The sequence below is a fragment of the Metabacillus hrfriensis genome, from assembly GCF_030127205.1.
Taxonomy (GTDB): Bacteria; Bacillota; Bacilli; order Bacillales; family Bacillaceae; genus Bacillus_P; species Bacillus_P dongyingensis.
The window spans coordinates 2,913,067-2,926,583 of sequence record NZ_CP126116.1 but is presented as its reverse complement, the minus strand read 5'-3'; the positions used below and the strand labels follow the sequence as shown (position 1 = coordinate 2,926,583).

The window sequence follows — 13,517 nt, the reverse complement described above, 5'->3', positions numbered from 1 at the left end:
TAATTCCTGAATTCCGGAATTTTTAGTGGCTCTTTTTATTAAATATTCAGTCTATCTGTAACGCAAAGCCAACAAGGAAGCGGAATTGGGGCTATTGTATGAATTTTCATAAAAGAATAAATAGTTGGCACACTTCTTGCAAGTATAAAAACGAGCTGGTCATTTAGAAGGAGTGCGAAAACAGGTCTGATTGCACACGTTGTAAGCGCTTACCAACTAAAGTCTGCTCAATTTCAAGAATTAAAGAGGCCAAAAAGGGGGATGTTTGTGGAAATCATTATTATTTTATTATCACTAAGTTTACTGATGTTTGTTGCTTATCGTGGATTTTCAGTTATTTTGTTTGCTCCGATCTGTGCTCTGTTTGCAGTATTGCTGACAGATCCGAGTTATGTACTGCCGTTTTTCTCTAACGTGTTTATGGAGAAAATGGTCGGATTCATTAAACTTTATTTTCCGGTATTCTTGCTTGGAGCTATTTTTGGAAAGGTCGTGGAAATGTCCGGTCTTGCTGAATCCATTGCCAAAACGATTGTAAAGCTAGTAGGAGCAAAGAGAGCGATTCTTGCGATTGTTCTGATGGGTGCCATCCTGACATACAGCGGTGTCAGTTTGTTCGTTGTGGTGTTCGCAGTCTATCCATTTGCTAAAAATCTGTTCATTGAGGCAGATATTCCAAAACGTCTGATCCCCGGAACAATTGCTCTTGGAGCTTTTACTTTTACGATGGACGCACTTCCAGGTACGCCGCAGATTCAAAATGTCATCCCGACAACTTTCTTCAAAACTGACATTTATGCAGCTCCTGTTCTTGGGATTATAGGTGCGATTTTTGTCTTGTCACTTGGAATGTGGTATTTGGAATCACGACGTAAAAAAGCGGAAAAAGCAGGTGAAGGGTATGCAGGATTTCACTCAGAGACTGCAGCTGGGCTGGATCCGGAGCTTGCTCGTGAAAAAGAAGAGGCAGCTGTTTCAGCAAGAACGGAACTTAGTGCTGCCCGTCAGATTCTAGCCTTCGTACCACTTATTCTGGTTGGTGTCATGAACAAATTCTTCACCGTTTCTTTTCCAAAATGGTATCCAAACGGATTTGATTTCTCAGCGATCGGACTTGAAGCATTTGGTAAAATCGAACTTCCATCTGTTGTTGCAATATGGTCTGTTGAACTTGCGCTATTAGTAGGAATCATCACGACAATTGCTTTTGACTGGAAAGCTGTAACCGCTAACATTAAAGACGGTTTGAATGCTGGAATCGGCGGTGCACTTCTTGCCGCCATGAATACAGGAGCTGAGTATGGATTTGGCGGAGTCATCGCTGCACTTCCTGGATTTAAAACGGTGAGCAACGGTATTTCCTCAACTTTTACGGATCCGCTTGTAAACGGAGCTGTGACAACGACCGCACTTGCAGGTATCACAGGCTCCGCATCCGGAGGGATGGGAATTGCGCTTAGCGCAATGTCAGATAAGTATTTAGAGGCAATTGAAAAGTTCAATATTCCTCCGGAAGTTATGCATAGGGTTATTTCTATGGCATCAGGCGGTATGGATACTCTGCCTCACAATGGAGCGGTTATTACGCTTCTAGCGGTTACAGGTCTTACTCACCGTCAATCTTACCGTGATATTTTTGCCATTACGATTATTAAGACAGTTGCTGTATTTGTCATTATCGCTATTTACAGCCTATTCGGCCTAGTTTAAACAATTTTCATAGAAAGAGAGGAAACTTAGATGGCTAAGGGAAAAGTTTTAGACTCATTTAAACAAGCAATTGATAAGATAGAAGACGGTGCAACATTGGTCGTTGGAGGCTTCGGCCTCTGCGGCATACCTGAAAAAACGATTCTTGCTTTAAGAGATAAAGGTGTCAAAGATCTTACTGTTGTAAGCAATAACTGCGGAGTTGACGATTGGGGCCTGGGCTTGCTGCTTGCAAACAAACAAATCAAAAAAATGATGTCTTCTTATGTAGGAGAAAACAAAATTTTTGAACGTCAGTATTTAAGCGGTGAATTGGAAGTGGAGCTGATCCCTCAAGGAACTTTGGCTGAGAGAATGCGGGCTGGCGGCGCTGGAATTCCTGGCTTTTATACAGCAACCGGAGTTGGAACAAAGGTGGCTGAAGGAAAGGAACACAAAGATTTCGATGGCAGGACGTATATCCTTGAAAAAGGAATCGTTGGAGACTTTGCCCTAGTTAAAGCATGGAAAGCGGACCCGCTTGGTAACTTGGTTTTCAGAAAGACTTCCCGAAACTTTAATCCAGTGGCTGCGATGTCCGGGAAAATTACGATAGCAGAGGTCGAAGAAATTGTTGAAGCCGGAGAGCTGAATCCAGACGAAATTCATACACCCGGCATTTATGTCCAGCATGTATTGCTTGGTGCGAACTATGAAAAACGAATTGAACGCCTTACGGTTCGTCAGGCATAAAAAGGAGGCAAAAACATGAGTGACAGCAGACAAAAAATGGTGAAGCGAGCAGTTAAAGAAATAAAAGACGGCATGAACGTAAATCTTGGAATCGGGATGCCTACTCTTGTAGCAAATGAAATTCCTGATGATTATAATGTGCTTTTGCAATCGGAGAATGGCCTGCTTGGAATCGGACCGTATCCGATTGCAGGAACAGAAGATCCAGACCTGATCAATGCAGGAAAAGAAACGGTAACAAGTGTACCTGGTGCATCTTATTTTGACAGTGCAGAATCCTTCGCCATGATACGCGGCGGACATATTGATCTTGCCATTCTAGGAGGCATGGAGGTTTCCGAACAGGGAGATCTTGCGAACTGGATGATCCCAGGAAAAATGGTTAAGGGAATGGGAGGTGCCATGGATCTGGTTAATGGCGCCAAACGGATTATTGTCATTATGGAACATGTCAATAAATATGGTGAATCCAAGGTTAAAAAAGAATGCACGCTTCCTTTGACAGGGAAACAGGTTGTTAACCGTCTAATTACAGAGCTTGCTGTATTTGATTTTGCAGATGGCACGATGGAGCTCGTTGAACTTCAGGACGGTGTAACCATAGAGGAAGTAAAAGAGAAAACAGAGGCCTCATTTACAATAAGTCAATCACTGATGACCGCCCATTAAGGCGAGCAATAGAAAGGACAATGGCGATGAATCGATTACTTAAGGAAAAAATAGCGCTTGTGACAGGTGCCGCAAGCGGCATAGGATTTGAAGTTGCAAAGGAATTCGCAAAAGAAGGAGCGGCTGTGGTCATTTCAGATGTGAATCTGGAAGCTGCCGAAGCAGCTGCTAGAAAATTGAAAGAAGAAGGTTTTGAATCCATTGCTGCTGCTTGCGATGTAACAAAGGAAGATCAGATCATTCATACGATTGAAACCGTTCAAAAACAGTACGGCCGCTTGGACATTCTTGTTAACAATGCTGGTCTGCAGCATGTTTCTCCAATCGAAGAATTCCCAACTGACCGGTTTGAATTCCTGATCAAAGTCATGTTGACAGCACCATTTGTAGCTACCAAACACGTTTTTCCAATCATGAAAAAACAAAAGTTTGGCAGGATTATCAATATGGCATCTATTAATGGAGTGATCGGTTTTGCTGGAAAAGCGGCCTACAACAGCGCCAAACACGGTGTCATCGGACTGACAAAGGTTGCTGCGCTTGAAGGGGCGGAACATGGAATCACCGTTAACGCACTTTGTCCGGGCTACGTTGATACCCCTTTGGTTCGCAACCAGCTTGCTGACCTTGCAAAAACGCGGAATGTAGAGCTTGAACGTGTTCTAGAACAAGTGATTTATCCTCTCGTACCGCAGAAAAGATTGCTCTCTGTACAGGAAATTGCCGATTATGCAGTCTTTCTGGCAAGTGATAAAGCAAAAGGAATTACCGGTCAGGCAGCTATTCTTGATGGCGGGTATACCGTACAATAATACTCATATTCTAGAAAAGGGACAGCCAAAGCTGTCCTTTATTTTTTTGCAAAGAAAAATAAATTGTCTGTCTTTACCAGAGTGATTTTTTAATCTGAATCTTCCAATCTATTGATTTTTATTAATAGGTCTGTGTAAGATGAACATACAAATGTAAACGGTTTATTTCAGATAACCAGGAAAGAGGTGGAGAGAATGAAAGGGCTCATGGAAAAGCTTCCCTATGATTGGATTGAAGAAGTAGTCAATTTGGCGGCAGAATGCATGGTCGTTGTTGATCATGAAGGAATTGTTGTTTATCTCAATTCGGCCTATTGTGAATTCCTGAAAGTAACCGCAGAAGAATCGATTGGGAAACCGGTTCAGGATGTTATTGAAAATTCAAGAATGCAGATTGTAGCAAAAACCGGTCAGGCGGAAGTGGCATCCATTCATCCCATAAACGGAAGCGAAATGATTGCAAACCGGTATCCCCTCTATGTGAAAGGTCAGCTGGTTGGTGCTGTTGGAACAGTGATGTTCCGCAATGCTCAGGAATGGCTGGACTATTCTAAGAAGATCCAGCCGATTATGGAAGAATTAAACTATTATAAAACGAAATTTGAGAAAGAACTTTTCAGTAAATATCATTTTGGGGATCTTGTTGGAAGCAGTCCCAAATTCATAGAAGCCAAGAAGCTAGCAGAGCGGGTATCAGACAGTCAGTCGGCCGTTCTTCTGCTTGGGGCATCTGGAACTGGAAAAGAGCTGTTTGCCCATGCCATACATCAGACTAGCGGAAGACGCTTTGCCCCTTTCATGAGGGTCAATTGCGCTTCAATCCCCGAGCATTTATTTGAATCGGAAATTTTTGGGTATGAAGAAGGTTCATTTACAGGTGCGAAAAAGGGCGGGAAAAAGGGAAAGTTTGAGCTTGCTCACGGAGGGACCATTTTCCTTGATGAGATTGGCGACCTCCCTCTTCAGATGCAAAGCAAATTGCTTCGTGTGCTTCAGGAAAAAGAAATTGAGCGAATCGGCGGACGCGCTCCTATTCAAATTGATGTAAGAGTGATTGCCGCCACCCATCGCAACCTGGAAAAAATGGTTTTAGACGGTGAGTTTAGGGAGGATCTTTATTATCGCCTGAATGTCATCAAAATCGATATTCCCTCACTTAAGGATCGGAAGGAAGATATAGTCCCAATCTCAAGAATTCTATTAAAAAAGCTGGGCACTAAATTTCACAGGTATGATCTTGACCTCTCTGAAGAGGTGATGCTTGACCTGGAGCGACACTCGTGGCCCGGGAACATTCGTGAGCTTGAAAACGTACTTGAGCGTGCTGTTAACGTACTGGACGGCCAAATGATTTACCCGGAACATCTGCCTCTGTATCTTCAGCAGGAAGGGAAGAGTCATAGCCAAACCTACTCTGGTCAACTGCCTCTTAGTCCAACTCAAAGCAGCAAACTTTATGGGCCTGTCAAATCGCTTAAAGTTATCGTGGCTGAAGCTGAGAAAGAAGCAATCTTCCATGCTCTTACAGAAGCGAAAGGGAACAAACTGGAGGCAGCCAAACTGCTTGGAATTGGGAAGACAAGCTTTTATGATAAATGCAAAGGGTATGGGATAAGCTGACGTTTTCAGAAAGCACCATATGATGCTAAAATCTATTCTCCAATATGCTGGGAATAGGTATAACGAATGACAAGTATCGAGCAGGGAGCACAAGAGAAAAGATGGAAGCATGGTTTGAAAAATGCTTCCATCTTTTCTTTTTCTTTTAGAATGCCCGGATTGACTTTCTTTAATATTTATTAGTACTTTACAAATGGGCTAAAGGGAATCTTCTTATATATTTTTAGAAAAGTGTTTCAAAAATGAGAGACAGGCAAGAATCTATAATGGAAACAATTACTATAATTTGAATGATTGAGCTGCATGAAATAACATGTTACTATGTAGTCACACGTAATATGTTACTACATGGTAACATGTGTGCATTCCGTACTGGAATGAACGAAAGGATCGTGGATATGGAAGATAAGCTTTCCACATTGTTTAAAGCGCTGGGCCATCCAATTAGAAGACGCATTCTTGATATTCTTAAAGAATCAGCTAAAACAACTGGCGAATTAAATGACTATTTTCCTGAAGTATCCAGGTATGCAATCATGAAACATCTGACCGCACTTGAGGAAGGGAACTTGGTTGTTGTAAGACGGGAAGGAAAATACAGACTTAATTACTTAAACGCCGTTCCTCTGCAGGAAATGCATAACAGGTGGGTGGGAAAATACATGGAGACAGCGGCCGGTTCTTTACTTCGATTAAAATCGGCTGCTGAACAAAAAGGAGAAGAAGAAATGAACTTGGCAGAACAAGCAAAAGTGTTTCGAATTGAACAAGAGGTTTTCATAGACGCACCAAGAAAACAGGTATTCAAGGCATTGACAGAAAAGGCAGAAGAATGGTGGGAGTTTCGGTTAGCCCCAAAAGGAGTGACATCGAAGTTTACGTTTGATCCTGTACCAGGCGGCCAGTTTATTGAAAGATGGGGTGAAACAGAAGGGGCAGTGTGGGGGAATGTATATTATGTTAATGCTCCGGAAGAAATACGCCTTCACGGGCATTTGGGAATGCAGGGAGCAGTCAATAGTTCTTATACGTACCGTTTAATTGAAAAAAATGATGCTACAATCCTTCAGCTTTCCCATACCGCTTCAGGATTGATTGAAGAAAACTGGGAGCAGGATCATACTGAAGGATGGAAACATCTGCTTGGAACATTATTAAAAAAATATGCAGAAAGAAAAAATTGATAGTTGCCTTTTGGAGGATTAAAGAGAATGGTCCACGTAATTACTGAGATAGAAATTCGGTGCACTGCTGAAAAGGTGTCAGCGTTTGCTTCAGATCCTGACAATGCACCTGAATGGTATGTTAATATTCATTCGGCAGAATGGATGACCGCAAAATCGTTAACAATTGGCTCTCTAATTGCATTTAAAGCAAAATTCCTAGGGAGGGAACTCTTGTATGTTTATGAAATTGCTGAATTCATTCCAGGTGAAAGAATGGTCATGAGAACAGCTGACGGACCTTTTCCAATGGAGACCATCTACACTTGGCAGGCAGCTGATCAGCATACAACAAGAATGATACTTCAGAATATAGGGAATCCGACAGGCTTTTCAAAATGGTTAGCTCCGTTTATGTCTATCATGATGAAAAGAGCGAATACCAAAGATTTAAAAAAACTGAAGAACATCCTGGAAAATAGATAATCGCTGTATTTTTTATACAGAGAGATTTAAAATCTGGCTCTTCTTCCTGGATATTTGGTAAAGTTAGATCATACAGAATAACAGGAGGCAGCCTATGAGCGAATCAGGTAGTGCTGCCCCCTAAATCGATTTCGAATAATTGTTTTGCGGCCGGAAACCCTTGTCAGATTATAAAAAATCATAGAGCAAAGCACAAAATCATAGAGCGAGGTTTAATTGTGGATTTATATACATATGCAAAATACGATGGCACTGGACTTGCCGAATTGGTTAAAAAGAAAGAAGTAACGCCGAAAGAATTGACAGAAGCTGCTTTTAAACAAATTGAGAATGTCAATCCTCTTTTAAATGGCGTGGTCCGTACACGGCAGGAAAAGGTTTTAAAAGAGCTGGAGCAGCTGGACCTTCAGAAGCAGCCATTTGCGGGGGTTCCTATGCTTCTGAAGGATATTTCTCAGGCGGTTGAAGGTGAACCTTTAACAGCAGGATCAAGGCTCCTTAAAAATAACATTTCAAGCAGAGATTCGAATTTTGTTGCTCGGTTAAGAAAAGCGGGATTTTTATTTTTGGGCCACACGAACACTCCTGAATTTGGTTTAAAAAATATTACAGAGCCTGAAGTTCATGGACAGACGATGAATCCATGGAATACAAAGTACTCAGCCGGCGGATCGAGCGGCGGTTCAGCAGCGAGCGTGGCCTCGGGCATAGTTCCGATTGCCGGCGCAAGTGACGGCGGAGGCTCAATCCGTATTCCTGCTTCTTTTACGAGCCTGTTTGGACTGAAACCTACTAGAGGAAGAACGCCAGTAGGACCAAGTGTCGGCAGGCAATGGCAGGGAGCTTCGATTGATTTTGTTCTGACAAAAACAGTCCGCGACAGTGCCGCTATGCTTGATATTCTCCAAATCATTCAGCCGGAAGCTGCTTTCCATACCCCGTTGTTTGCAGGCAAATATACGGATGTTTCTAAAAAAGGGATAAAACGCCCATTACGGGTGGCGTTTCAAACCCAGTCTCCTGTCGAAACACCAGTCAGTGACGAAGCAATTACTGCCGTTAATCGTATGGTGAAGTGGCTTGAAGATCAGGGTCATGAAGTAGAAGAACGCGGAAACGGCATCGACGGTGTCAGACTGATGGAAAACTACTATATTATGAACAATGGTGAAATGGCTGCAACGATTCTTGGCCTTGAAAAAATGCTCGGCAGACCAATTGCAGCAAATGACGTAGAAATTGTGACTTGGGTGTTAAGTGTTGCAGGACATTCCGTAACGGCTGCCGAATTTACACAGAGTCTGGCTGAATGGGATACTGCAGCTGCTCAAATGGCTGCTTTTCATGAAACATTCGATTTGTATTTAACTCCGGCAACTGCATTTCCAGCTCCTAAAACCGGAGAGCTCACTCAGACTGAAGAAGAAATCCAGTCGCTGCTTAAGGTCAGTGAGCTGAAAAAAGAAGAACATTTATCATTCGTTTATGACATGTTCTTAAAGAGCTTAACGGTTACACCTTTTACACAGCTTGCAAACCTGACAGGACAGCCTGCCATGAGTGTGCCCATTCATATTACGGCTGATGGATTGCCTTTGGGTGTTCATTTTGTGGCACCAAAAGGGAAAGAAGACATACTTCTTGCTCTTGCAGGTCAGATTGAACAATCTGATCTGTGGATTGGTATGGAAGGAAATCCATTTTTCTGAAAAATCGTTATTATTTTAAGTGAGTAAATTAGTGTCCGTGTTAAAGTTTTGAAAAATTTGCCGATATAGAAGGAAAGTATTTAATCAGGCTGGAGGATCACTGATGGAAGAAGAAGTAAAGAATTGCCCTAAATGCAGAATGCTTCAAAAGCATACAGACAGTAAGTGCCAGGTGTGCGGACATACAGTCATGGATTCCATTTTGGCCTTATATCCTTCAAAAAGCGCTGGAAAACGCTTGGCAAAAAAGAAGTGACGAACATGGACTTTTACTCAGAGAATAAAACCATCAATTTTAATGATGGTTTTATTCATATGTAATAAAAGGCAGACAAAACAGGAAAGCTAAAAAAAAGTGGGTTCCTTCCTAAGGGTTTTTATTTGATTTATATATATCTTACTTGTAAGATATATATATAATAATTAATAAAATACATTTCACGAACCAGTGAATATAAAATCATTCATTAAAGGAGAGGAATTCACTAATGGCCATTACTATGTTTACGTCTTGCAGCTGCACATCTTGCAGAAAGTCAAAAATGTGGATGGAAGAGCATGGTCTTTCCTATACAGAAAGAAATATTCTTACACAGCCTTTAACAATGAAAGAACTTAAACAAATTCTTCATATGACAGAAGAGGGCACAGATGAAATTCTATCAACCCGCTCAAAACAATTTCAGGAATTGGATATGAATTTAGATGCTTTGCATCTGAAGGAATTACTTGGACTTATTCAAGAGAAGCCGGGAATTATGCGCTGCCCGATTATACTGGATGAAAAACGTTTTTTAGTGGGATTTAATGAAGATGAGATCCGGAAATTCCTTCCCCGCAATATACGGGCCTATCTTTTAAAGCTGCTTGAAGCGAAAACAATGCTGCCTAATTAACGGTTCGACTGATAAAGGAGAATTACAAGTGGAAGAATTGCCAATACCCAACATGAATTATGATCAGCTTAAGAAAATAAAAAATGAATTAACGCGGTTTATGATGTCCTACAAATTTGCGTTAGAAGAAATGAACACGAAAATAAATATCCTTGAACAGGAATTTCAATATATTCATGAGTATAATCCAATTGAACATGTCAGCTCGCGTCTGAAGTCTCCTGAGAGCATCGTAAACAAAATATACAGGAAGAATTACGACCTTTCCCTGACCGATATTAAAAAGAATATAAAAGACATAGCAGGTATTCGCATCACCTGTTCTTTTTTGTCTGACATTTATCAAATCAGCGAGATGATTCAAAACCAAAAGGATATCAATGTCATTGAATGCAAGGATTACATAAAAAATCCTAAGCCAAACGGCTATCAAAGTCTGCATTTAATCGTGAAAATTCCAGTGTTTATGTCGGACCGCCAGGAAGATATCCTTGTAGAAATACAAATTAGAACGATTGCGATGGATTTTTGGGCTAGCCTTGAACACAAGATCTATTATAAATATAATAAAGAAATTCCTGAGCGGCTTACAAAGGAATTAAAAGAAGCCGCAGTTTCTGCAGCGGAACTCGACCGCAAAATGGAGAAACTTCATAATGAAATGACCGATATAAAAGAAGCAGAGGAACCGGCAGGGGAACTGTCCCAGCTGCTTTTCAGCAAGGAACAATTTAAGCTTCCCATTGATTTAGTAAATTCATTAAAATAAGGAACTGTTTGTGGAGATGAAATTGTATGAATAAAAAAAGAAGTGAAAATATCGTCTCCTTATTTGAGATTTTTGTTTCACTTGAACGTAAATGGATGAATGACTGGAATCATCTGAATGAGGTCGGCCTTTCAAAAACTCATATTTTGATTCTGCAAATCCTTGAAACTGAAGGACTGAAGCGTCCGTCAATACTTGCAGAGCAATTACAGATTACTACTGGCGGTGTGACCGTCCTCACAAGCAAGCTAATCAAAGACGGGTTTGTCCAAAAATGCCAAAACGAACGTGACCGAAGAGCATACAACCTTGAAATCACGGATTCCGGAAAAAATCTTCTGCATTCGGCCAGGAGCCAAATTAATCAGCAGATTCAAAACATGTTCGGAATGCTTTCAGATGAAGAAATTCAGAACTTGCGGGATATCTTTTACAAATGCTTAATGGGACAAAAACAATAAGCTTTGCTGACAGGTGAGTTTTAAGGTTTAAATATAAAAGAAAGCCAGTGATCTGGCTTTCTTTTATTTAGCTTTCTTCATTTAAGCAATTATCGCACAGCCATAAATTTTCCGCTTCGGAGAATGTCAATTTTTTATGAAATGAGCATTCGTCGCATAGATCTTCTTTTTCTTCAATGTCTCTCACATTCGCAGCCTCCTTTTATCGGCAATAGGTTCTCATCCATAAGCAGCTGTCATTAATATATGTATGATTATGATTTTAGATATACCCCTATAGAAATAAAAGGAAACATTTCCTATTATAATGAAAAAGGATGAATCCGATAGTCGTTTATAAATAAAATAAAGCAAATCATTTTAATATATAAGAGACTGCGCCTTAATCAGGATTTCATCGTCGAACCCAAAAATTATCGTGCATGAGGATGCGTAAACTTCTCTGGAGGAAAAGGAAGCGAACTGTTCAGAATGTTTCAGGAAAAAACATAAAAAAACGGCTTATCAGAAGGGAAGCCCTTTTGATAAGCCGCTTTTTTTTCTTGTATTTTTTATGTTTTCCAATTTTGCAGCAACTGCTTTTCGTTCAAATAAGATCATCCAAAGACCGGCTGAGAGAATGACAGAAGACAGTACATCATAAATGACATGCTGCTTCACAAATAAAGTAGAAAGGATAATCAAAATTCCTGTTACTTGCGTGACATAATTCATCATTTTCCCTGAGTCTTCTATCCGATTAACAGAGAGCATAATAATCATCGTAGTCAGAACATGAATGCTTGGAAAACAATTATATGGCTGGTCTGAACTGTAGATTAAGGAAACGAGCTGGACTAGGAAGCTGTCTCCCATAAGCTGAGGACGCGGCACGGTAGTCTGAAAGTAAAAGTAAATAATGAAACATACGATTTCGCCAGCGGTTATAGCCAGGATAGACTTCCAGTAAACACTCGGGTTTTTCCACCAAAAATACAGCAAAAACCCAAACATATAAACATACCAGATCACATAAGGAATGATGAAAATAGGAGCAAATGGAATGTATGAATCCAATGGTGAAGAAATATTCACAGCGTTTGCTGATTTTTCATTCAGGTATTCATAAATCAAACCAAGAATTGGGAAGATGAATAGTCCCGTTAAACCTCTTATTTTTATTAAAGCTGCCTTTGACATGTAAAACGCCTCTTTTGCTGTTTTTTTATCTATGATGCTGCTGACAAAATTCTGTTGTATATATACCCCATATGGACAACCTTAATCATCTCTATGAAAAAGTCTGACAATTAGTGATAGAAATCTGGAAATCTTACAATTATTGAAAAAGTTGGTATAATCAACTTGCGGCAAGAGCCGCAAGTTCTACTATACCTTTTTGGGAATACAATTGGAAGATTTGGGATTGGGATACGATAATAAATTCAAACAGCAGGTAATAAGCATGATTGAGTTAAAAAAACCGGAATTTTTGGCGCACTTAATAAAAAGAATCTGTCCAATTCATTTCAGGGAAACAGTCTCCAAAGTTTAATGACATGCATCTGAGCACGGTGCAGATGTTAACGCAGTCGCCAGCGACGGAGATGCTCCGATTCAGGAACGCAGCTTTTGAAGGAAATACAGAGATTGGAAGTCTATTAATAAATAACGGAGGAGACACCCTAAACGGCGAACAAAGAAGTGCTGCAGAAATAGCAAAACGAAAATATCACACAGATTTTATCAATATACTGAAAAATCCTTAAGGGGAGAGTGATAAATATGAGACTGGATCCAGTAGAAGCTGCAAAAAGAATTATAGAAAAACGGTACCCGTCATGCAAAGCCGCTGTATTATCAGGCAGTGTGGTAAGAGGGGAAAGCACTAAAACGTCAGATCTTGATCTCGTTATTTTTGATCAAGCACTAGAATCTTCCTACCGGGAATCATATGTTGAGTTTGAATGGCCAGTGGAAGCATTTGTCCATAATTTCGAGTCATACCGGCAGTTTTTTCAAAGTGACTGCAAAAGCGGCACGCCATCCATGCCGAGAATGGTATATGAAGGACTTGTTATAAAAGGAGAAGATTTGCTTGAGCCAATTAAAAGGGAAGCTCAGAAACTTTTAGAAAAGGGTCCGCAGCCTCTTTCGAAAGAAGAAATAGAAATGAGACGCTATTTTATAACAGATGCACTTGATGATTTTACGGGGAGCAGCAAACGCTCGGAAGAAATTTTTATTGCTGGGGTACTCGCAGAGCTGATCCATGAATTTGTCCTGCTGACAAATGGAAGATATATAGGGAAATCAAAATGGATTCCAAGGGCTCTCATGCAATATGATCCTGTATTTGCCGCTGAATTCACCTCCGTTTTTGACGAGTATTACCGTACAGGACGCAAAGACAATGTTATTGCCTTGACAGATTCGATTTTGGAGCCCCACGGCGGCAGATTTTTTGAAGGGTTTTCACTGGGAAAAAAAGAATAGAATAGGAGAGATGAT

At 40.6% G+C, this 13,517-nt stretch carries 14 protein-coding genes; 13 read left to right on the top strand and 1 reads right to left on the bottom strand.

Annotation, left to right across the window (positions count from 1 at the left end):
• The first annotated feature begins 267 nt into the window (after positions 1-267).
• The 12 genes from QLQ22_RS14575 to QLQ22_RS14520 all read left to right on the top strand — a co-directional run bounded on the left by QLQ22_RS14575 (position 268) and on the right by QLQ22_RS14520 (position 11,027).
• Complete coding sequence (locus QLQ22_RS14575) at positions 268-1,710, top strand: GntP family permease (protein ID WP_223435682.1); 1,443 nt, start codon at positions 268-270, stop codon at positions 1,708-1,710.
• Between the two features lie 30 nt (positions 1,711-1,740).
• Positions 1,741-2,442, top strand: a complete 702-nt coding sequence (locus QLQ22_RS14570; protein ID WP_284015041.1) for a CoA transferase subunit A — start codon at positions 1,741-1,743, stop codon at positions 2,440-2,442.
• 15 nt (positions 2,443-2,457) lie between these two features.
• Entirely contained in the window at positions 2,458-3,111 is a 654-nt protein-coding gene (locus QLQ22_RS14565; RefSeq protein WP_223435680.1) for a CoA transferase subunit B, read from the top strand.
• 26 nt (positions 3,112-3,137) lie between these two features.
• Complete coding sequence (locus tag QLQ22_RS14560) at positions 3,138-3,923, top strand: 3-hydroxybutyrate dehydrogenase (RefSeq protein ID WP_284015040.1); 786 nt, start codon at positions 3,138-3,140, stop codon at positions 3,921-3,923.
• Between the two features lie 195 nt (positions 3,924-4,118).
• A complete protein-coding gene (locus QLQ22_RS14555) occupies positions 4,119-5,543 on the top strand; it encodes a sigma-54 interaction domain-containing protein (protein WP_284015039.1) in 1,425 nt (474 codons plus the stop codon).
• Positions 5,544-5,941: 398 nt separating this feature from the next.
• Positions 5,942-6,727, top strand: a complete 786-nt coding sequence (locus QLQ22_RS14550; protein ID WP_223435676.1) for an SRPBCC domain-containing protein — start codon at positions 5,942-5,944, stop codon at positions 6,725-6,727.
• A gap of 27 nt (positions 6,728-6,754) precedes the next feature.
• Positions 6,755-7,192 carry an SRPBCC family protein gene (locus QLQ22_RS14545; protein ID WP_284015038.1) on the top strand — a complete coding sequence of 146 codons (438 nt, stop codon included), beginning with the start codon at positions 6,755-6,757 and terminating at the stop codon, positions 7,190-7,192.
• A gap of 218 nt (positions 7,193-7,410) precedes the next feature.
• A complete protein-coding gene (locus QLQ22_RS14540; protein WP_284015037.1) occupies positions 7,411-8,901 on the top strand; it encodes an amidase in 1,491 nt (496 codons plus the stop codon).
• Positions 8,902-9,004: 103 nt separating this feature from the next.
• Positions 9,005-9,157, top strand: a complete 153-nt coding sequence (locus tag QLQ22_RS14535) for a hypothetical protein (RefSeq protein ID WP_223435668.1) — start codon at positions 9,005-9,007, stop codon at positions 9,155-9,157.
• 232 nt (positions 9,158-9,389) lie between these two features.
• Positions 9,390-9,797 carry a transcriptional regulator Spx gene (spx, locus tag QLQ22_RS14530; RefSeq protein ID WP_223435662.1) on the top strand — a complete coding sequence of 136 codons (408 nt, stop codon included), beginning with the start codon at positions 9,390-9,392 and terminating at the stop codon, positions 9,795-9,797.
• Positions 9,798-9,849: 52 nt separating this feature from the next.
• Entirely contained in the window at positions 9,850-10,566 is a 717-nt protein-coding gene (locus tag QLQ22_RS14525; protein ID WP_223443453.1) for a GTP pyrophosphokinase, read from the top strand.
• A 26-nt stretch (positions 10,567-10,592) separates the two neighbouring features.
• Positions 10,593-11,027, top strand: coding sequence for a MarR family winged helix-turn-helix transcriptional regulator (locus tag QLQ22_RS14520; protein WP_223435661.1), 435 nt, complete (start codon positions 10,593-10,595; stop codon positions 11,025-11,027).
• A 504-nt stretch (positions 11,028-11,531) separates the two neighbouring features.
• Here the strand turns inward: QLQ22_RS14520 and QLQ22_RS14515 are convergent.
• The gene (locus QLQ22_RS14515; RefSeq protein ID WP_223435660.1) at positions 11,532-12,206 is read right to left on the bottom strand and encodes a phosphatase PAP2 family protein; all 675 of its coding nucleotides are present in this window, start codon (positions 12,204-12,206) and stop codon (positions 11,532-11,534) included.
• Positions 12,207-12,791: 585 nt separating this feature from the next.
• On the opposite strand from QLQ22_RS14515, the gene QLQ22_RS14510 reads away from it, so the two are divergent.
• On the top strand, positions 12,792-13,502 hold the full coding sequence (locus QLQ22_RS14510) for a nucleotidyltransferase domain-containing protein (protein ID WP_349654956.1): 711 nt from the start codon (positions 12,792-12,794) through the stop codon (positions 13,500-13,502).
• Positions 13,503-13,517: the final 15 nt, after the last annotated feature.

What these genes read in the sequence shown, in the direction of transcription:
- QLQ22_RS14570 (WP_284015041.1), top strand. Translation starts at nt 1,741, where the DNA reads ATGGCTAAGGGAAAAGTTTTAGACTCATTTAAACAAGCAATTGATAAG.
- QLQ22_RS14565 (WP_223435680.1), top strand. Translation starts at nt 2,458, where the DNA reads ATGAGTGACAGCAGACAAAAAATGGTGAAGCGAGCAGTTAAAGAAATA.
- QLQ22_RS14550 (WP_223435676.1), top strand. Translation starts at nt 5,942, where the DNA reads ATGGAAGATAAGCTTTCCACATTGTTTAAAGCGCTGGGCCATCCAATT.
- QLQ22_RS14525 (WP_223443453.1), top strand. Translation starts at nt 9,850, where the DNA reads ATGAATTATGATCAGCTTAAGAAAATAAAAAATGAATTAACGCGGTTT.
- QLQ22_RS14520 (WP_223435661.1), top strand. Translation starts at nt 10,593, where the DNA reads ATGAATAAAAAAAGAAGTGAAAATATCGTCTCCTTATTTGAGATTTTT.
- QLQ22_RS14545 (WP_284015038.1), top strand. Translation starts at nt 6,755, where the DNA reads ATGGTCCACGTAATTACTGAGATAGAAATTCGGTGCACTGCTGAAAAG.
- QLQ22_RS14555 (WP_284015039.1), top strand. Translation starts at nt 4,119, where the DNA reads ATGAAAGGGCTCATGGAAAAGCTTCCCTATGATTGGATTGAAGAAGTA.
- QLQ22_RS14510 (WP_349654956.1), top strand. Translation starts at nt 12,792, where the DNA reads ATGAGACTGGATCCAGTAGAAGCTGCAAAAAGAATTATAGAAAAACGG.
- QLQ22_RS14515 (WP_223435660.1), bottom strand. Translation starts at nt 12,206, where the DNA reads ATGTCAAAGGCAGCTTTAATAAAAATAAGAGGTTTAACGGGACTATTC.
- QLQ22_RS14535 (WP_223435668.1), top strand. Translation starts at nt 9,005, where the DNA reads ATGGAAGAAGAAGTAAAGAATTGCCCTAAATGCAGAATGCTTCAAAAG.
- spx (WP_223435662.1), top strand. Translation starts at nt 9,390, where the DNA reads ATGGCCATTACTATGTTTACGTCTTGCAGCTGCACATCTTGCAGAAAG.
- QLQ22_RS14560 (WP_284015040.1), top strand. Translation starts at nt 3,138, where the DNA reads ATGAATCGATTACTTAAGGAAAAAATAGCGCTTGTGACAGGTGCCGCA.